12 protein-coding genes and 1 pseudogene are annotated in these 19214 nt (G+C 73.2%); 3 read left to right on the top strand and 10 right to left on the bottom strand.

From position 1 onward, the window contains the following. Positions 1-133 precede the first annotated feature (133 nt). The 3 genes from KS03_RS22625 to KS03_RS22615 form a co-directional block, all read right to left on the bottom strand. The gene (locus tag KS03_RS22625) at positions 134-1258 is read right to left on the bottom strand and encodes an NAD(P)/FAD-dependent oxidoreductase (protein WP_012735158.1); all 1125 of its coding nucleotides are present in this window, start codon (positions 1256-1258) and stop codon (positions 134-136) included. Positions 1259-1429: 171 nt separating this feature from the next. Continuing rightward, complete coding sequence (locus KS03_RS22620; protein WP_012735157.1) at positions 1430-2743, bottom strand: Nramp family divalent metal transporter; 1314 nt, start codon at positions 2741-2743, stop codon at positions 1430-1432. Positions 2744-3038: 295 nt separating this feature from the next. Then, on the bottom strand, positions 3039-3944 hold the full coding sequence (locus tag KS03_RS22615; RefSeq protein WP_012735156.1) for a LysR family transcriptional regulator: 906 nt from the start codon (positions 3942-3944) through the stop codon (positions 3039-3041). A 478-nt stretch (positions 3945-4422) separates the two neighbouring features. On the opposite strand from KS03_RS22615, the gene KS03_RS22610 reads away from it, so the two are divergent. Beyond that, positions 4423-7005 (top strand): mechanosensitive ion channel domain-containing protein, encoded by a 2583-nt coding sequence (locus tag KS03_RS22610; RefSeq protein WP_045678892.1) that lies wholly within the window; start codon positions 4423-4425, stop codon positions 7003-7005. A 133-nt stretch (positions 7006-7138) separates the two neighbouring features. Here KS03_RS22610 and KS03_RS22605 read toward each other — a convergent pair whose 3' ends face one another. Beyond that, the gene (locus KS03_RS22605) at positions 7139-8095 is read right to left on the bottom strand and encodes a LysR family transcriptional regulator (protein ID WP_012735154.1); all 957 of its coding nucleotides are present in this window, start codon (positions 8093-8095) and stop codon (positions 7139-7141) included. A gap of 118 nt (positions 8096-8213) precedes the next feature. Here KS03_RS22605 and KS03_RS22600 point away from each other — a divergent pair, with 118 nt between their 5' ends. Continuing rightward, positions 8214-9725 (top strand): CoA-acylating methylmalonate-semialdehyde dehydrogenase, encoded by a 1512-nt coding sequence (locus tag KS03_RS22600; protein ID WP_012735153.1) that lies wholly within the window; start codon positions 8214-8216, stop codon positions 9723-9725. Positions 9726-9782: 57 nt separating this feature from the next. On the opposite strand, the gene KS03_RS22595 is transcribed toward KS03_RS22600, so the two are convergent. Beyond that, positions 9783-10796, bottom strand: coding sequence for a zinc-dependent alcohol dehydrogenase family protein (locus KS03_RS22595; RefSeq protein WP_012735152.1), 1014 nt, complete (start codon positions 10794-10796; stop codon positions 9783-9785). 417 nt (positions 10797-11213) lie between these two features. Between KS03_RS22595 and yghU the strand changes: the two genes are divergently transcribed. Further along, positions 11214-12080: a glutathione-dependent disulfide-bond oxidoreductase gene (gene yghU, locus KS03_RS22585; RefSeq protein ID WP_012735151.1), complete on the top strand. Its 867-nt coding sequence runs from the start codon at positions 11214-11216 to the stop codon at positions 12078-12080. A 53-nt stretch (positions 12081-12133) separates the two neighbouring features. On the opposite strand, the gene KS03_RS22580 is transcribed toward yghU, so the two are convergent. The 5 genes and pseudogenes from KS03_RS22580 to ku all read right to left on the bottom strand — a co-directional run. After that, positions 12134-12799: an O-methyltransferase gene (locus KS03_RS22580; RefSeq protein WP_012735150.1), complete on the bottom strand. Its 666-nt coding sequence runs from the start codon at positions 12797-12799 to the stop codon at positions 12134-12136. 123 nt (positions 12800-12922) lie between these two features. Next, positions 12923-13306, bottom strand: coding sequence for a VOC family protein (locus KS03_RS22575; protein WP_012735149.1), 384 nt, complete (start codon positions 13304-13306; stop codon positions 12923-12925). 325 nt (positions 13307-13631) lie between these two features. Further along, the gene (locus KS03_RS22570; protein ID WP_012735148.1) at positions 13632-14243 is read right to left on the bottom strand and encodes a TetR/AcrR family transcriptional regulator; all 612 of its coding nucleotides are present in this window, start codon (positions 14241-14243) and stop codon (positions 13632-13634) included. A gap of 96 nt (positions 14244-14339) precedes the next feature. After that, positions 14340-17057 (bottom strand): DNA ligase D, encoded by a 2718-nt coding sequence (gene ligD, locus KS03_RS22565; protein WP_039204630.1) that lies wholly within the window; start codon positions 17055-17057, stop codon positions 14340-14342. 199 nt (positions 17058-17256) lie between these two features. Next, positions 17257-18378 (bottom strand): annotated as a pseudogene (gene ku, locus KS03_RS22560) (non-homologous end joining protein Ku); the annotation flags it as partial. Between the last annotated feature and the right edge of the window lie 836 nt (positions 18379-19214).

Here is a 19214-nt window from a genome sequence, read left to right as displayed (position 1 = left end):
AACCGGCCGCCGCACGGCGCGTCGAAGCCGCGGCCGCGGCTCACCTCGTCGCGCCCGCGCTCAACGCCCCTCGATCCTCGCCGTCTCGTGACGCGTCGTCATGCCTTGGCGGCGGTCGATGCGGTGTTGACGGTCACTGCGTAGCGTCGTCGAGCGCCGCGATCACCTGCTCGGCGATCGCGAGCGAGGCCGTCAGCCCCGGCGACTCGATGCCGTACAGGTTGACGAGGCCGGCCACGCCGTGCGCGCGCGCCGACTGGATCACGAAGTCGTCGCCGCCGCCGGGCGGGTGCGCCAGCTTCGGCCGCACGCCGGCGTAGGCCGGCTGCAATGCCTCGTCGGGCAGCTCCGGCCAGTAGCTGCGGATCGCATCGTAGAAGCGCGCGGCGCGGGCCGGATCGACGCGGAAGTCGATCTCGTCGATCCATTCGACGTCGGGGCCGAAGCGCGCCTGATTGGCCAGATCGAGCGTCAGATGGACACCGAGCCCGCCCGGCTCCGGCACCGGATAGATGAGCCGCGAGAACGGCGCGCGGCCCGCCAGCGAATAGTAGTTGCCCTTCGCGTAGCGCGCGCGCGGCACCGACTCGGGCGGCAGGCCGCGCAGCCCGCCGGCCACCGTCTGGGCGTAGAGCCCGGCCGCGTTCACCACGCGCCGCGCGCGCAGCGTCATCGGCTCGGCGCCGCCCACCTCGAGCTCGATCGCGGGGCCGCCGTCGTGCAGCACCTGGCCGCCGATCACGGGCGAACGATAGGCGATCACGGCGCCGGCGCGCTCGGCGTCGCCGAGCAGCGCGAGCATCAGCGCGTGGCTGTCGACGATGCCGGTGGACGGCGATTCGAGCGCCGCCACGCAGCGCAGGGCCGGTTCGAGCGCGCGCGCCTGGTCGCCGCTCAGGCGCCGCAGGTCGGTCACGCCGTTGGCGCGCGCGGCCGCCTCGAGCTCGGCGAGCGTGCCGCGCTGCGCGTCCTCGGCGGCCACGATCAGCTTGCCGCTGCGCCGGTACGGCACCTGGTGCTCCTCGCAGAATGCATAGAGCCGCTCGCGCCCCTCGACGCAGAGCCGCGCCTTCAGCGAACCGGCCGAATAGTAAATGCCGGCATGGATCACCTCGCTGTTGCGCGAGCTCGTGCCGGTGCCGATCATCGATTCCGACTCGACGATCACCGTCTCCCAGCCGCGCCGCGCACTGGCGCGCGCGGCCGCCAGGCCGACCACTCCCGCGCCGATCACGACGCAATCGACCATCTCCGTCATCTTCTCAGGCTCCTTTCTTGGAATCGCCGGCGCGCCCGGCGCCGCATGGCGCGGGCCGGCACGCGGCGGCGCAGCCCCGCAGCATACCGCAGCGCCTGGCAGGCTTCGGGGCGGCCTCGCGGCCGGCCAGCCGGGCCAGCCGGGCCGGGCGAGCGGACAAGGCGCGTCGGCTCAGCCGATCACGCCGGTGATCAGCAGCAGGTTGGTGCCGCCGATCACGGCGAACAGCAGCCACGCGAACAGCCGCGTGGGCCGGCCGATCGCGTTGCCGCGCATCAGCCGCTCGTCGCTGACCGAGCGGATCAGCGGCCACATCGCGAACGGCAGTTGCAGGCTCAGCAGCACCTGGCTCCACACCAGCAGCTTGCCCACCGCGCCGTCGCCGAGCACCAGCACCCCGATCAGCGCCGGCACCAGCGCCAGCGCGCGCGTGATCAGTCGGCGCTGGTAGCAGGGAATCTTCACCTGCAGGAAGCCGTCCATGATCACCTGCCCGGCGATCGTGCCGGTCAGCGTCGAGCTCTGCCCCGAGGCCAGCAGCGCAATGCCGAACAGCAGCGCGGCACCGCCGCCCACCAGCGGCGTGATCAGCTGGTAGGCCTGCTCGATGTCGGTCACGCCGGTATGGCCGGCCGCATGGAACGCGGCGCCGGCCAGGATCAGGATCGCCGCGTTCACGCCCATCGCGATCAGCAGCGACACCCAGGTGTCGACGCGCACCATCGCCAGCGTGTCGCGGATCGGCCCGCCCGCGCCGCCCACCACGCGGCGCGTCTGCACCACCGACGAATGCAGGTAGAGGTTGTGCGGCATGATGGTCGCCCCGACGATGCCGAGCGCCAGCACGATCGCGTCCTTGCGGTCGTGGCCCGGATCGCCGGGCACCAGGCCCGCGGCCACCGCGTGCCAGTCGATCGGCAGCAGCGCGAGCTGCGCGACGAAGCAGAACGCCATCGTGCCGATCAGGCCCAGCACGATCGCCTCGATCTGGCGGAAGCCCTTGCCCTGCAGCCCGAGCACGATCACCGTGTCGAGCGCGGTCAGCACGATGCCCCATGCCACCGGCACGCCGAGCAGCAGCTTGAATGCGAGCGCGCAGCCGAGCACCTCGGCGATGTCGCAGGCGATGATCGAGATCTCGGCCGTCACCCACTGCAGCCACTTGCCGAACCGGCCGTAACGCTCGTAGCTGGCCTGCGCGAGATCGCGGCCGGCGACCAGGCCGAGCCGCGCGGCCAGCATCTGCAGGAAGATCGCGGCGAGGCTGGAGAACGCCACCACCCACAGCAACGCATAGCCGAACTGCGAGCCGGCCTGGATGTCGGTGGCCCAGTTGCCGGGGTCCATGTAGCCGATCGCGATCAGCAGGCCCGGCCCGGCGAAGCGGCGCAGCTTGGCGAACCACGGTGCGCGCGAATCGATCGTGATGCTGCCCTTCACTTCGGCGGGGCAGAAGGGGGCGGTCGGTATGGTCGGGAGCGGCATCGGCGGCGGGCAGGCGCGAGGAACGGCGGTGGACGGGAATCCGCGCATTGTACTGAGGTAGCGAGGCATTGCGTCACCGGCGGGCGGCGGCATCCCACCCGCCGGCGCCGTGCCGTTTGCCGCGCCGGGCTTCGCGGGCTCGGGCGCGAGATGGGTCGAAGCGATCGTGCCGAACGGCGCGGCGGGCGCCGAGCCGCCCGCGTCGACACGGCCGCCCACCCCGCCGCCGGTGCCGCCACCCGGCGGTGAGCCGGAGCGATCCGGCAGCCGAACGACGAGCGGCCGGACCGATTCACTACGAGGCCGCCGATCGACCGCGGCGTGGCGGCGCCGCGGCCGGCTCGCGCACCGCCGCCGCCAGGCATTCGGCGAACGCCGCGGCCGCATCGGGGCGTGCGCCGGCGCGCTCGACATAGCCGATCTCGCGCATCGGCGGCTCGTCGCCGAGCGGCAGGGCCGCCACCGTGCGCGGCAGGCGCAGCGCGCTCGCGAGCGGCACCAGCGCCACCCCGACGCCGCATCCCACCAGTTCGACGATCGCCTGCAGTTCGTCGAGCTCGATCACGTCGTGCACGCTCAGTCGGACCTTGCGCAGCCAGCGATCGACGATGCGCCCGCCGAACGAGTTGCGGTCGTAGCGCACGAACGGTTCGCGCCTGAGCAGCACGCGGGCCTGCTCGTGGCGCAGCGCGCGCGGCACCAGCAGCACGAACGGCTCGTGCACGAGCGCGCGCCAGGTCAGCTCGGCCGGCAGCGCGAACGGCGGGCGGATCAACACCGCGCCGTCCACCTCGCCCGAATCGACCTGCGCGAGCAGGTTCAGCGACACGCCCGGGATCACGCGCACGCGCCAGCCCGGCGCGCGCTCGCGAAACGGCACGATGGCGCGCACCAGCAGCGCGGTCTGCGCCGAGGCGATCGCGCCGATCCGCAGCAGGCCGCGGTCCTCCGCGGCCGGGCCCTGGTCGGCGAGCCGCGCGTAGGCGGTCAGCAGTTCCTCGGCACGCTCGACGGTGCGCCGTCCCGCCGCGTTCAGCCTGGCCGAGCGGCCGGTGCGATCGAACAGCGCGAAGCCGAGTTCGTCCTCGAGCCGCTGGATCTGCGCGCTGACGGCCGACTGCGTGAGGCCGACCTGCGCGCCGGCGCGCGCGAAGGTGCCGTGGCGCACCACCGACAGAAAGGTTTTCAGTTCACGGATCATGGGCCGATCGATCGAAATTTCTGCTGGAAAGCGGCCAATCTTACGCGCCTCTCAACGCATTCCTTGATGGGTAGCCGGCGGCGTCGCCGCGCTTGCCTCGCTCCGGGCCCGGGGCCGCGGCCGCCGTCGTTGCGCCCGCAACCGATGCGACCGCCGTCGGACAAGGCCGTGCGGCCGGCACCGGCAGGCCGCCCCGAACGCGCGGCGCGGCACGCCTCTTGCGTCCGCTCGCCCGGCTGCCGCGCCAGGGGCCGCGCGGCCGGCACGGCTCGCCGCCTCGCGCCACCGCCGGCGGCGGTGGCAGGCCAAGCCACCCGCCGCCGGCGCCAGCGAGCGCCTGATCGGCGCGGGCCGGCGGCCGCGCCGGCCCGCGCCATGCCGCCGGCGGAACTAACCGGTGCTTGGCCCGATCATGTTAATTTCCTCCACGTTTTCCACGATCGGCCGGCGCGTCGCGCGCGGGCCACCCACGCCCAACATGCGACAGATCCTTTTCGGCTGGCTGCTCGCCATCGTCGTCACGTCGGCCCAGGCGGCCGCGCCCGCCGCGGCCTCGGCCCCGGCAGTACCGGTGCTCACGCCGCAGCAGGCGCAACAGGCGCTCTCGGTACTCGAAAATCCGCGCCAGCGCGCGCAATTCGAATCGACGCTGCGCGCGATCGCCGCCGCCGGGGCGCTCAGCACGCCCGCCGTGCCGGCCAGCGCCGCCCATGCGGCCCCCGCCGCGAGCGCGGCATCGGCCGCCTCGAGCCCCACCGCGTTCCTCAGCAACGGACTCGCCTCGCAGCTGATGCATCAGGGCTCGCACTGGGCCGCGCAGATCGGCCGCGCGCTGCGCGACTCGATGCGCTCGCTGCTCGACGTGGGCTCGGTGGGCGCCTGGTGGCGCGCGAAGCTCACCCATGCCGACGAGCGCGCAGATTTCGTCAGCTTCCTGCAATTGATCGTCGCGGCGCTGGCGCCCGCGCTGCTGATCGAATGGTTTGCGCGCCGGCTGTTGCGGCGCGCGCTCGCGGCACTGGCCGCGCGCCGCGCCGGCGGCGGCCCGGCCGGCGAGCCGTCGGCCGGGGCCTCGCACGCGTCGGCCGACGGCTCGCCGGAGCCGGCCGCGGCCGCGGCCGACGCCGCCGCGCTCGCCGCGGCCGGCACCGGCGCGAGCCCCGCGCCGCCGCCCGACGCGGCCGATCAAGCGCGGCGCGCGGAACTCGCCTCGCGCGGGCGCGGCCAGGCGCTGCGCCACAGCACGCTGCTGCAACGCGTGCCGCGCGCGCTGGTGAGCCTCGCGCTGCGTGCGGTTTCGCTGCTGCTGTTCGTCGGCGTGGCGACCCTGATGATGTCGATCGTGACCGACGACGACACCCCCGCCGCCCTCGCGATCGGCTCGCTGGTGGACATCTACGTGATCTGCCGCGCGGTGACCATCGGCTCGCGGCTGTTCTTCCAGCCCGACGCGCCGCAGCTGCGGCTGCTGCATATCGGCGACACCTGGGCCGCGTTCGCGCAGCGATGGATCCGCCGCATCGTGCTGGTGATCGGCGGCTGCTCGGCGGTGGTCGAGACGGCCGGCAGCTTCGGCCTCAGCGACGCGGGCCATGTCGCGCTGATGAAGGCGGTGGCGCTGGTCGGCCACGTGATGGTGTCGATCCTGATCCTGCAGTGCAGCCGGCCGGTGGCCGCCTGGATTCGCGCGCAGAGCGCCGGGCGGCCGTCGCTCGCAGTGTTCGGCAACGCGCTCGCCGACGCCTGGGCGCCGGTGGCGATCTTCGTCGTGATGGCGCTCTGGTTCGTCTGGGCGCTCGACGTCCACAACGGCTACCACGTGCTGATCGCGCTCGGCGGGCGCTCGATCGCGGTGATGATCGGCATGCGCATCGTCTCGATCGTGGTGTTCGGCGCGCTCGTGCGCCTGTTCGAGCGGCACGGCGACGACCACGGCACGGTGGTGCATCGCCATGCCTACCGCTACTACCCGCTGCTGCGGCAGGTGGTGTCCGTCCTGGTCGGCATCGTCACGCTGCTGCTGTTGCTGCAGATCTGGGGCGTGCCGGTGATGCGCGCGTTCGAGGCCGGCACCATCGGCCATCGCCTCGCCTCCGCGCTGGTGACGATCGCGATCGCGGCGCTGGTCGCGCTGCTGGTGTGGGAGAGCGCGAACATCTCGATCGAGCGGCGCCTCGACCGCTGGACCCACCAGGGCAACCTGATGCGCGCCGCGCGGCTGCGCACGCTGCTGCCGATGCTGCGCACGCTGCTGTTCGTGCTGATCGCGCTGGTGGTGGTGCTGACCGGCCTGAGCGAGCTGGGCGTCAACGTCGGGCCGCTGCTGGCCGGCGCGAGCATCTTCGGCGTGGCGCTCGGCTTCGGCTCGCAGAAGCTGGTGCAGGATTTCATCACCGGCATCTTCCTGCTGATGGAGAACGCGATGCAGGTGGGCGACTGGGTCACGCTGGCGGGCGTGTCGGGCACCGTCGAATACCTGTCGATCCGCACCGTGCGGCTGCGCGCCAGCGACGGCTCGCTGCACACGGTGCCGTTCAGCTCGGTGTCCACCGTCAACAACACCAATCGCGGGCTCGGCAACGCGGCGGTGAAGGTCAGCATCCTCCACAGCGAGGACATCGACCGCGCGGTCGAAACGCTCAAGGAGATCGGCGCCGCGCTGCGCGAGGACCCCAAGTACAAGGACGGCATCCTGTCGGATTTCGCGTACTGGGGCGTCGATTCGGTGGACGGCGCGGCGATCACCATGTCGGGCCAGATGCAGTGCCGCGACAGCGGACGCTGGGGCGTGCAGCGCGAGTTCAACCGGCGCATCGCCGTGCTGTTCGCCGAGCGCGGCATCCGCATCGCGAACCCGCAGCGCACCGTCTACGCGCGCGACCCGGGCGAGGCCGGCGATGACGACCGGCGCGGCGAGGCCGGCGACGGCCCGCACGACGGCCGGCCTGAGGCGCGCAGCGGGCCGCCGCCGGCCGGCGGCGCGGACGCGTCGTCGGCCCGCGAGCAGGCCGGCAAGCCCTCCGCGGCCGCGCCCGACGCGCCGCCGCCGAGCAAATCCTGACGCTGCCGCGCTTCGGCCCGCGTTGGCGCGCGCCGCCCGCCGACGCGGGGCAGCCCGGCGTGATGACCTGCGCGGTGGCCTCGCCGAAGCCCGCGGCGCGCCACGGCGCTGCGCGCGGCCGGCGCGCGCGCCGTCAGCGCGGCTTGACGCCCTCGTCGAAGCCGTCCGCGAACGCTTCGCGCAGATAGGCGACGAACGCCCGGACCACGCGCGGCACGTGCGTCGCGTAGGGCCGCACCGCCAGCAGCTGCTCGGCGAATACGCCCACCGGGCGCCATTCGGGCAGCACGCGCACCAGCGTGCCGGCGCGCAGCGCGGCCACTGCCGAGAAATCGGGCAGCAGCGCGATGCCGAGCCCGTCGAGCGCCGCGTCGCGCAGCACCTCGCTGTTGTTCGCGCCGAGCGGACCGCCGATCGGCACCGTCACGCGCGCGGCGCGCTGGCGCCGCGTGCCGGCGCGCTCGAAGGTCCACGCCGCCGAGTCATGGCTGCGCGGGTAATAAAGGCAATCGTGGCCGGCCAGTTGGTCCGGATGCGCCGGCGCGCCGCGCACGGCCAGATAGGCCGGCGCCGCGACGATCACCGAATGGGTGCGGCAGAGCTTCCAGGCCACGTGCGTCTCGGGCGCCGCCGCGCTGTGACGGATCGCCAGGTCGAAGCCCTCGGTGGCGAGCGAGGCGAGCCGGTCGGACACGTCGAGCTGGATGCGCACCGCCGGGTAGCGGCGCCGGAATTCGGCGAGCCGCGGCACCAGTTGCTGGCGCGCGAGCGCCACCGGCGCCGTCACGCGCAGGCTGCCGCGCACCTGGGCGCCCGTGTCGCGCACGCCCGAGAAGCTCTGCGAGATGCGGTCGTAGAGCGGACGCGTCTCGTCGGCGAGCCGCAGGCCCGCCTCGGTCAGCCGCACGCTGCGCGTGGTGCGCTGCACCAGCGGCACGCCGGCCGCGCGCTCGAGCTCGGCGATCTTCAGGCTGACGGCCGCCTTGCTCACGCCCAGCCGCGCCGCGGCGCCCGTGAAGCTGCCCTGGTCGGCCAGCACGGTGAGCCAGTGCAGATGGACCCAGAGGCTTTCGATATGGTCGGATGGCATCGCTCGATCGTTTAGAAATTTAAACAATGATTTCACCGCCAGTGTATATCCACGGCGGCTTGCGGCTCCTACACTGCCGGACATCCACACTGGCATCGGCCACATCCCGGAGGAGCACATGGATTCGTACACCGATCGCGCGGACGTCGAGCATTTCATCGGCGGCCAGCGCAGCGCCGGCCGCGGCACGCGCTCGCAGCCCGTCTACAACCCCGCCACCGGCGAGGCCGCGCGCACGCTGCGCCTCGGCGACGCGAGCGACGTGGAGGCCGCGGTGGCAAGCGCGAAGCGCGCCTTCGCCGGCTGGAGCGACACGCCGCCGATCCGCCGCGCGCGCGTGATGCTGCGCTTCCTCGAACTGATGAACCAGCATCGCGACGCGCTGGCCGCGATCATCACGGCCGAGCACGGCAAGGTGTTCAGCGACGCGCAGGGCGAGGTCTCGCGCGGCATCGACGTGATCGAATTCGCCTGCGGCGTCCCGCAGCTGCTCAAGGGCGACTACACCGAGCAGGTCTCCACCGGCATCGACAACTGGACCACGCGCCAGGCGCTCGGCGTGGTGGCCGGCATCACGCCGTTCAACTTCCCGTGCATGGTGCCGTGCTGGATGTTCCCGGTGGCGATCGCGGCCGGCAACTGCTTCATCCTGAAGCCGAGCGAGCGCGACCCGTCGGCCTCGCTGTTCATGGCCGACCTGCTCAAGCGGGCCGGGCTGCCGGACGGCGTGTTCAACGTGGTGCAGGGCGACAAGGAAGTGGTGGACGCGTTGCTCGCGCACCGCGACGTGAAGGCCGTCAGCTTCGTCGGCTCGACGCCGATCGCGAACTACATCTACGAGACCGGCGCGAAACACGGCAAGCGCGTGCAGGCGCTCGGCGGCGCCAAGAACCACATGGTGGTGATGCCCGACGCCGATCTGGACGCGGCGGTGGACGGCCTGATCGGCGCCGGCTACGGCTCGGCCGGCGAGCGCTGCATGGCGATCTCGGTGGCGGTGCTGGTGGGCGAGGTGGCCGACCGGCTGGTGCCGCGGCTGGCCGAGCGCGCGCGCCAGCTCAAGATCGGCAACGGCATGGACCCCGCGTCGGAGATGGGCCCGGTGGTCACGCGCCAGGCGCTCGAGCGGATCGAGGGCTACATCGGCCTGGGCGTCGAGGAAGGCGCGACGCTGGTGGTGGACGGGCGCGGCCACCGGGTGGCCGGCCACGAGCAGGGTTTCTTCACGGGCGGCACGCTGTTCGACCACGTCACGCCGCAGATGCGCATCTATCGCGAGGAAATCTTCGGCCCGGTGCTGGCCTGCGTGCGCGTGAAGGACCTGGGCGAAGCGATCGAACTGATCAATGCGCACGAATTCGGCAACGGCGTGGCGGTCTACACCCGCGACGGCCACGTGGCGCGCGAGTTCGGCCGCCGCATCGAGGTGGGCATGGTCGGCATCAACGTGCCGATTCCGGTGCCGATGGCGTGGCACGGCTTCGGCGGCTGGAAGCGCAGCCTGTTCGGCGACATGCATGCCTACGGCGAGGAGGGCGTGCGCTTCTACACGCGCCAGAAGTCGATCATGCAGCGCTGGAACGAAAGCATCGAGAAGGGCGCCGAGTTCGCCATGCCGACCGCGAAGTAAGCAGCGCGCGGCGCGGGCACGGCACGCTGCCCTGCCCTCGCCCGCGCGCCGTTGCCCTTACCACTCCACCACGATCTTGCCGAAGTGGCCGCCTTGCTCCTGCCAGCGGAACGCCTCGGCCAGTTCGCCGAAGCCGAAGCTGCGGTCGATCACCGGGCGGATGCCGGTGGCCTCGAGCGCGGCCACGTAATCCTGCTGCTGGCGCCGGCTGCCGACGATCAATCCCTGCAGCCGCGCCTGCTTGCTCATCAGCGCGGCCGTCGGCACCTCGCCCTGCATGCCGGTCAGCACGCCGATCAGCGAGATGTGGCCGCCCACGCGCACCGCGTCGATCGACTGCGCGAGCGTGCCCGGCCCGCCCAGCTCGATCACGTGATCGACACCGCGCCCGCCCGTCAGCTCGCGCGCCACGCGGCCCCAGTCGGGCGTATGCCGGTAGTTGACGGTGTGATCGGCGCCGAGCGCGCTGGCGCGGCTGAGTTTTTCGTCCGACGACGAGGTGACGATCACGGTCGCGCCCGACGCCTTGGCGATCTGCAGCGCCGCGATCGACACCCCGCCGGTGCCGAGCGTGAGCACCACGTCGCCGGCCTTCAGGCCCGCGTCGCCGACCAGCGCGCGCCAGGCGGTCAGCCCGGCGGTGGTGATGGTCGCGCTCTCGGCATGGCGCCAGCCGCGCGGCGCGTGCGTGAACGCGCCGGCCGCGCGCACCACCACCTCGGTCGCGAAGCCGTCGATGCCGTCACCGGGCGTGCCGGCGAAATCGCCGACCGGCGGGCACGGCGCGCCGTCGGCCCATTGCGGGAAGAACAGCGAGACCACGTGGTCGCCCGGCGCGAATTCGGTCACGCCCTCGCCCACCGCCTCGACCACGCCGGCGCCGTCGGACATCAGCACGCGGCCGTCGTCGGTTCCCATGCCGCCCTTGGCGACGATCAGGTCGTGGAAATTGAGCGAGGTGGCGTGCAGCGCGACGCGGATCTGACCCGGCCCCGGCCGGCCCGGGTCGGCCACCTCGAGGATCTCGATGCGATCGAGGCCGCCGGGTGCGCGAAACACGGCGGCCTTCATGCGAACCTCCGGCGCACGATGACGGCCGGCGCGGGGGCGAACCCGCGCGAAACGGAAACGATAGCGAATGAAGGCATGCTGGACTCCCTGAAGATCGGATGGCAAAACAGCGCGGGCGCCGGCGGCCCGAGCGCGGCATGGCACGACATGGCACGGCGGCGCGCGACGCAGCCGCGAGCGGAGCCCGGGGCGCCGCGCGGCAAGGGCTCCATGATCGCTCCGCGGCCGCGTCGCTGCCAAGCCGAAACCGCGGGCGCGTGCCGGTGCCGCGGCGGCTCTCAGGCTGTCGCCGGCAAGAACGCCGAAACGCGTCTAGAGTAGCGGGTTCGGCGCGCTGCTGCAGCGAGGCGCCGCGCGCGCCCCTTCGCCCCGCGGCCTCGCACGCGGGCGGTCGATGCCCTTTTCGGAGAACATTGCATGAGTCAGGATTCCGTCTATGTCCCCCCGGCCGTCTGGACGCAGCGCGCGCCATCCGGCGGCCAGTTCGCGAACATCAACCGCCCGGTGGCCGGCGCGACCCATGACAAGCCGCTGCCGGTCGGCAAGCATCCGCTGCAGCTCTATTCGCTGGCCACCCCGAACGGCGTGAAGGTCGGCGTGATGCTCGAGGAACTGCTCGCGCTCGGCCATGCGGGCGCCGAGTACGACGCCTGGCTGATCCGCATCGGCGAGGGCGACCAGTTCGGCAGCGGCTTCGTGGAGATCAACCCGAATTCGAAGATCCCGGCGCTGGTCGACCGCAGCGGCGCCGCGCCGGTGCGCGTGTTCGAATCGGGCTCGATCCTGCTCTACCTGGCCGACAAGTTCGGCGCGCTGGTGCCGGCCGATCCGGCCGCGCGCGCGGAAACGCTGAACTGGCTGTTCTGGCAGATGGGCTCGGCACCCTACGTGGGCGGCGGCTTCGGGCACTTCTACGCCTATGCGCCCGAGAAGCTCGAATATCCGATCGACCGCTTCACGATGGAGACCAAGCGCCAGCTCGACGTCCTGAACCGCCTGCTCGCCGGACGCCGCTATATCGCCGGCGACGACTACACGATCGCCGACATCGCCATCTGGCCGTGGTACGGCGGCCTCGTACAGGGCGAGCTGTACGGCGCGGCCGAGTTCCTCAACGTCGGCGAATACACGCACCTGCTGCGCTGGGCCGACGAGATCGCCGCGCGGCCGGCCGTCAAGCGCGGGCGCCACGTCAACCGCGTGCGCGGCGAGGCCTCGGAACAGCAGCACGAACGCCACGACAGCGCCGACCTCGACCGCTTCGCACCGGCCAGGCGCGCATAACAGCCCGTCACCGCACGCCACGGCCCATCCCGGCATGCCGGCGCGTGCGCGCGTCAATGCAGGCGCATCGACAGCTCGACGTCGCCGCCGAACGGCGTCGACAGGTAGCCGTGCCCGGTCGCGCGCACGCGTGCCAGATACGCGGGGCTGTGGCCGGCATTGTCGGCCACCACGAACGCGCCGGGCCGCAGCCGCGGCTCGACCAGCGCGAGGATCTCGGGATAGAGCGCCTTCGCGCCGTCGAGCAGCAGCAGGTCCACGCGCTCGGGCAGATCGGCGGCGAGCGTGTGCAGCGCGTCGCCCTCGCGGATCTCGACCAGCTCGAGCAGGCCGCCCGCCGCCAGGTTGCGGCGGGCGCGCGCGATCTTCGACGGCTCGAACTCGCTGGTGACCAGCCGGCCGCCGCCGTTGTCGCGCAGCGCGGCGGCCAGATGCAGCGTCGAGATGCCGAACGAGGTGCCGAACTCGACGATGTTGCGCGCGCCGCCGCCGCGCGCGAGCTGGTACAGCAGCTTGCCGGTCTGCCTCGATATCGGCAGCGGCAGATCCTTCATGCGGCCATACCAGTCGAGGTAGTCTGTCTTGCTGCGCATCAGGCGCGCCAGCTCGCCGTCGGGCAGCCCGGCGACGGCGCGGTGCAAGGCCGGGGCCGCCGCGTCGGCTTCGTCGAACAGGCGCGCGAGCAGCGGCGCGAGCGGGGCGGTGGTCAGGGTGCTCATGGGTCACTCCGTGGCAAAGAAGCGATTTCGCGAGGAGATGCCGATGGCCTGCCGCGCGCGCCGGATCGACAGGATCACTAATTGATCTGGCATCGATTCGGCCCGCGGCGGCGTGCCGTGGAATCAGTCGAAGGTGCCGCGGTATTCGGGCGCCGCGTCGGCGCGCGTGTTCAGCTCGAACATCACGCCGCCCGGAGCGCGGCAAAAGAAGCGCGAGCCGCGGCCGTTGTTGAAGATGCCGGTTTCGAGCGCCGCGCCGTCGCCCGCGAGGCGTTGGTGGAGCGCGCGCACCGCGTCGATGTCGGGCATCTCGAAGCCGGCATGGAACGAGCGCGGCCAGGCCGGCGCGCCGTCGTCGACGTGCTCGATCACCACGTCGAAGCCGGGGCGCTTGAGGATGTAGGACCGGTCCCAGGTGCCGGCGATCGTGAAGCCGAGATAGCGCTCGAAGAAGGCGGCGGTCGCGGCCGTGTCGGCCGAGGGAAAGCTCAGGTGATTCAGTTTCATGATGGCGGAGGCTCCGGTGGAAGCGGCGGTGCACGGTGGGGGTCACCGCCAGCGCCATCAGAATACGGGCCGGGGCCGGCCGCCGGCTACTCGCATTGCCCGCGCGCCGGCTGGGCGCCGGCAAGGCCGCGCGGCAGGCCGCGGCGGCCCGGCGCGGCCGGCTCGGCCGGCCTCCGTTTGCTCACATTCGGGGGCTCGCGTCCGGAGCCCGCCCGCCTCGCCAGTCCGCCAGTCCGCCAGTCCGCCAGTCCGCCAGTCCGCCAGTCCGCCAGCCCGCCTGCCTCGCCCGCCTTCCGCCACCGGCCGCCGGGCCGCGGCGCGCGCCTCAGCCGGCGCCCAACTGCGTGAGGTAGCCGAACACGGCCGCACGCACGCGCCGTTCGAGGTGAGCCACGTCGCGCTCGCCGCGCTCGCCGGCCGCATCCACGAGCCCGCGGATCATCGCGCACAGGTCGGCCCCGGCGAGCGCCGGATCGGCGCAGGCCGGAAACGCGCGGCACACCACCGTCGTGACGATCTGCGGCATGGATGCGCATCTCACCGCGTCGCGCAGCAGCGGATCGGCTTCCTGCACGTCCAGCAGCCGCGCCAGCACCGGGCGCTCGAGCTGCTGGCGCGCGGCCGCGCCGATCAGGCGTTCGAGCGCGGCGGTGCCGTCGGGCTCGTCGAGCGCCGCCTCCAGATCCTGCTGAAAGCGCAGCATCTCGCGCCGCATCAGCGCGACCGTCAGGGCGTCCTTGCCGGGAAAGTACTGGTAGAGCGAGCCGATGCTCACGCCCGCGCGCTCGGCCACCGCGTTGGTGTTGAACCCGTCGATGCCGGCCATCTCCAGCACCTGCGCCGCCGCCTCGACGATCGCGGCCACCGTTTCGGCCGCGCGCGGCTGGCTCGGGGTCTTGCGGGGCTGCAGGCGCGGGGCCGGGGTGCGAGTGGACATGGCGGGCGGGCGCCGCGCGGCGCGGAGGCGGTCGGATCGCCTCCATTGTACAAAGCCGGCGCACGGCTGCGGCGCCCGCTCCGCGCGAGGCGCCCCTCAGCGCTCGCCGAGGCGCTTGCGCATCGCCGCCGTGATGCGCGTGCGTGCGGCGTCGTAGCCGTCCCACGGGTCGGCCCGCTGCGCGTCGAGCCGCGCCGACAGGTTCGCGATCGTCCATTGCGCGCCGCCCGTGGTGGCCGCCACCTCCTCCCAGGCGAGCGGCACCGAGACGCCCATCCCGGGCCGCGCGCGCGCCGAATAGGCGGCCACCGTGCTCGCGCCGCGGCCGTTGCGCAGGTAGTCGACGAAGATCAGGCCGCGGCGATTCTCCGGCCCCATCTTCGCGGTGAAGCGCTCCGGCAGCTGCCCGGCCAGATGCCGCGCCACCGCCTGCGAGAACGCCTTCGCGTCGTCCCATTCGGTATGCCGCACGATCGGCACCACCACATGCAGCCCCTTGCCGCCGCTGGTCTTGCAGAACGCCGGCAGGCCCAGCGCCTCGAGCAGCGCGCGCACTAGGCCGGCCGCCTCGATCATCCGCTCCCACGGCAGCGCCGGATCGGGATCGAGATCGAACACCAGGCGCTCGGGCCGCTCGATCCGGTCCACCGTCGCGTTCCAGGTGTGAAACTCGATGGCGTCGAATTGCGCGGCGCCCACCAGCGCGGCCGTGTCGTCGAGCGTCATCAGCGCGTCGTGGCCCGGATCGAGCCCCGGGTGGCGCGTGACGAAGCCCATGCCGCGCGCGCCCGCGTGCTTCTGGAAGAACGATTCGCCGCCGATGCCCTTCATATAGCGCACCAGCGACACGGGCCGCCCGCTCAGTTGCGGCAGCAGCCAGCGCGCCACCGACTCGTAGTAGCGCACCACGTCGATCTTGCGAAAGCCGCCCTGCGCGTCGACGACGCGCTCGGGATGCGTGATGCGCACTCCCGCCACGCTTGCCGCGCCGGCCGGCCTGGCCTGGCCTGCCTCGACCGGTTCGTCCGCGCCGCCGCGACGACGGCGCGCGGCATGGCCGGCCGAGGCTGCTTCGTTACTATCCATGCTGCCTCCCGTGGTTCGCCCCGCCGTAGGCAAGGCGGTTTCCCTGACGACGCGCGCGGCCGGCTTGTCCTCGCGCAGCGCGATGAAGGCGGCCTGCCGCAGCAGCCCGTCACGGGTCCAGCCTGCGAACTCGCACTCGGCGACCAGCCTCGGCTCGACCCAGCGCACCGCGTCGCCGCGCGAAGGCGGCGGCACGGCGAACGGCGCGCGCTCGCGCTCGAGCGCGGCGAGCCGCTTCGCCAGCGCGGCGAGCTGCTGCGCATCGAAGCCGGTCCCGACCCGGCCGACATACTGCAAGGCCCGCTCGCGCGCGGCCTGGCCGCCGCGCCGCGTCGAGCGCGGCGGCGCCGCGTGGACGCCGAGCAGCAGCGCGCCGAAGTGGCTGCGGCTGCCGCGCGGCGCGCTGTAGCCGCCGATCACGAATTCCTGGCGCTGCCGGCATTTGAGCTTGATCCATTGGCGACTGCGTCCGGCGCGGTAGGCGCCGTCGGCGCGCTTGCCGATCAGGCCTTCGAGCCCGGCCCGCGCGGCGGCCTCCAGCAGCGCCGCCGGCGCGCCGTCGAGCGTCGGCGAGAAGCGCAGGCAGCCGGAATCGGCGCCGGCCAGCAGCGCGGCCAGCCGCGCGCGGCGCGCATCGAGCGGCACCGCCTGCAGCGCGCGGCCGTCCAGATGCAGCAGGTCGAACACGAAGCAGACGATGGCCGCATCGTCGCCGTCCGACAGCGCCCGTTGCAGTGCCGCGAAATCGGGCACGCCGCGCGCGTCCAGCACCACGGCCTCGGCGTCGAGCCAGGCATCGTCGACCGGCAACGCGGCGAACGCGGCGCACTGCGCGCCGAACTTCGCGCTCCAGTCGAGCCCTTCGCGCGTCAGCACGCGCACCGAGCGGCGCCCGCCGCGGCCGGCGATGCGGATCAGCACGCGGTAGCCGTCGAACTTCATCTCGTAGCGCCAGCCCTCGTCCTCGGGCGGCGCGGCGACCAGCGTCGCCAGTTGCGGCGCGAGCGCGTCCGGCAAGGCCGCGCGGCGGGCGCCGGGGAGCGCGGTGGCGGTGCCTGAGGCCGATGCGGCCGGCTGCGCGGCCGCGGGCTTGGCCGGGCGCTTCGCCGCGGGCTTCGCGGCCGGCCGGCCCTGCCGCGTGCGCCGCCGCGCTGCCGCCTGGTCCACCAGTTGGTCGGCCGCTTGGTCCGCCGGCTCGCTGCCGGCCGCGTCCTCATGCGCTCTCACGAGCAGCCACGAGGACTTGCCACGGCTGCCCGGCATCGCGGTGCGGATCAGCGACCAGCGCCCGCGCAGCTTCGCGCCGTCGAGTTCGAACGTGAGCTTGCCGTCGCGGTAGCCGCGCCGGGCACCCGCCACGCCGCCTTCTGGGCGCCAGACGCCGGCATCGTCGATCCGCACGCTGCCCGCGCCGTAGTGGCCGGGCGGAATCTCGCCCTCGAAGCTCGCATAGTCGAGCGGATGGTCCTCGACCTGAATGGCGAGCCGCTTGTCGGCCGGATCGGGGCTCGGGCCTTTCGGCACGGCCCACGACTTGAGCACGCCGTCGAGTTCGAGGCGGAAGTCGTAATGCAGACGCCGCGCGTGATGCACCTGCACGACGAAACGCAGCGGCGCGGCGGCGCCGTCCCGACGCCGCGCGGGCGCCCCGCGCCGCTTCGCGCCGGCCGGCTCGGGCGTCGCGTCGAAGCGGCGCTTGCGTTGATACTCGGAGAGCGTGTCGGTCATCGTCGTCGCTGCCCGTGCATCAGGCGGCGCGCTTGCGCGACGCCGGCGCCGGGCCCGCCGCCCGGCCGCTGGACTTGCGGCGCGCGGCCGATTGCGCGGCGGCCGATTGCGCGGCGGCCGTCTTCCCGACCGTTTTCCCAGCCGCTTTCCCGACCGTTTTCCCGGCCGCCTTCGCCGCCGCGGCCGCAGCCGTTCCACCCGCGGGCTTCGCACGGCTCGCCGCGCCGTTCGCTTTCGCCGCCCACGCCGATTTGCTCGCCGATTTGCTCGCCGATTTGCTCGCCGATTTGCCCGCCGATTTGCCCGCCGATTTGCCCGCCGATTTGCCCGCCGATTTGCCCGCCGATTTGCTCGCCGATTTGCCCGCCGCGGGCTTGCCGCCCGCCGTCTTCTTGCCGGCCGCCCTGCCCGTTCGCCGGCCCGCTTGCCCTAGCTCATCGGCGCGCTGGCCGGCACCGCGCCGCCCGCCGCCGTCGAGGCTGCGCCTCAGCAGCTCGGTCAGGTCGAGCACGTTCGACGCCGCCTTGGCCGGCGCGCCGGCGGGCGGTGTCTCGATCGTCTCGGTCTTGCCGGCCTTCACCTTGCGCTCGACGAGCACGAGGATGTCGTCACGAAACGTGTCGTGATACTCGTCCGGCGCCCAGTCGCCCGACATGTCCTCGATCAGCTTGCGCGCCATGCGCCGCTCCTGCGCGCTGGCCGCGGCGCCCCGCCCGCCGCCTTTGCCGCCTTTGCCGCCTTTGCCGCCTTTGCCGCCTTTGCCGCCTTTGCCGCCTTTGCCGCCGCCGGCCGACAGTTCGTCGAGTCCGCGCAGTTCCTCCTGCCAGCGCAGCGTGTCGAGCGCCAGCACCTCGCCCACCGGGATCAGCGCGGCCAGATGCTGGCGCTCGCGCATCACGAGCAGGGCGATCCCCACCCGTCCCGTCTCGGCCAGCGCGTCGCGCAGCAGCGCGTAGACCTTCTCGCCGTTGCGCTCGGGCAGCAGGTAGTAAGGCGTGTCGAGATAAAGGAACGAGACGGCCGAAGCGTCGACGAAGGTCAGGATGTCGACCGACTGCGTCGACTCGGGATTGGCGGCCTGGATCTCGTCGTCGCCGAGCACGACATAGCGCTCCTTCTCGTACTCGTACCCGCGCACGATGTCCTCGCGCGCCACCTCGCGGCCGGTGCGCTTGTTCACGCGCCGATAGCCGATCGGGTCGAGCGAGCGCCTATCGAGCATCCGGAACGACGGCTTGACGGTGCGCGTGGCCGGCACGAGCCGCACCGGCACGTGGACCAGACCGAAGCTGATCGCCCCTCTCCAGATCATCGCCGGCATTGCTGCCCTCCTCTCGTGACGGTTCCCGCGCCGCGCTGCGCAGGGCCGCGCCGCCGCCGCCCGAACCGCAATGCAACATGCATGCCCAGGCCCCGCGGGCACGGCCGGGCACCGGCGATCGCGCCGCCGGTGCCGCTGCACCGCCCCGGCCGGGCTCGCGACGGCCGCGGCAGCCGCCCGCGCCTCATCGTGCGGCGCGGGCGCGGCGCCGGCGACGCGCCTCGCCCCTCGGCGGACGGGAACGGCACGGCCTCGCGGCCGCTCGGCTCGTGCCGCATCGCGCGCGCCCCGCCGCGACGGCGATCGTGATGATGCGCCTCGTGCGCCTCCACTTCATCGTGCGTCTCCTCGATCGCCTGGGCGGCGTTCGGCTCAGGTGATCCTTCGTTTCCGACCGCGCCGTGCCCGCCGCGCCCGCGCCAGCCTGTCAGCCTGTTCGATCGCATCGACCAGCGGCCCGACGGTTCCCGTCGCCGCGTCTCCCGGCCGATCGCCCGTGATCGATCGCCGGCAGCGGCGCCGGCTGGGCCGGCATCCGGCGCCCCGATCCGTCATCCGTGGGCATCCCGCTCCTGCGCCCGGCTGCGTGGAGCGGTGCCGCCCGCCGGCCAGGGGCACGGCGGCCCGCGCCGGCCATGCCCCAGCCCATGCAACGGCCGTGCCGCGCGCGCCGCCGCCGGCCGCCGCCGGCGCGGGCGGCGAGCGCGAAAAAGCTGCATGGCGTTGTAAAAAGGGGCACCCCGCGCGGCGCCGGCCGGCCCGCCTGCACCGCGCGCGACGGCACGGCGCTTGCGTACCGGCACCAGGCATCGCACGCGGCGCAGCGATCCCATAGA

It is taken from the genome of Burkholderia glumae LMG 2196 = ATCC 33617, assembly GCF_000960995.1.
Taxonomy (GTDB): domain Bacteria; phylum Pseudomonadota; class Gammaproteobacteria; order Burkholderiales; family Burkholderiaceae; genus Burkholderia; species Burkholderia glumae.
Note: the sequence above shows the minus strand (reverse complement) of the source record. Positions and strands in the feature narration are given on the sequence as shown.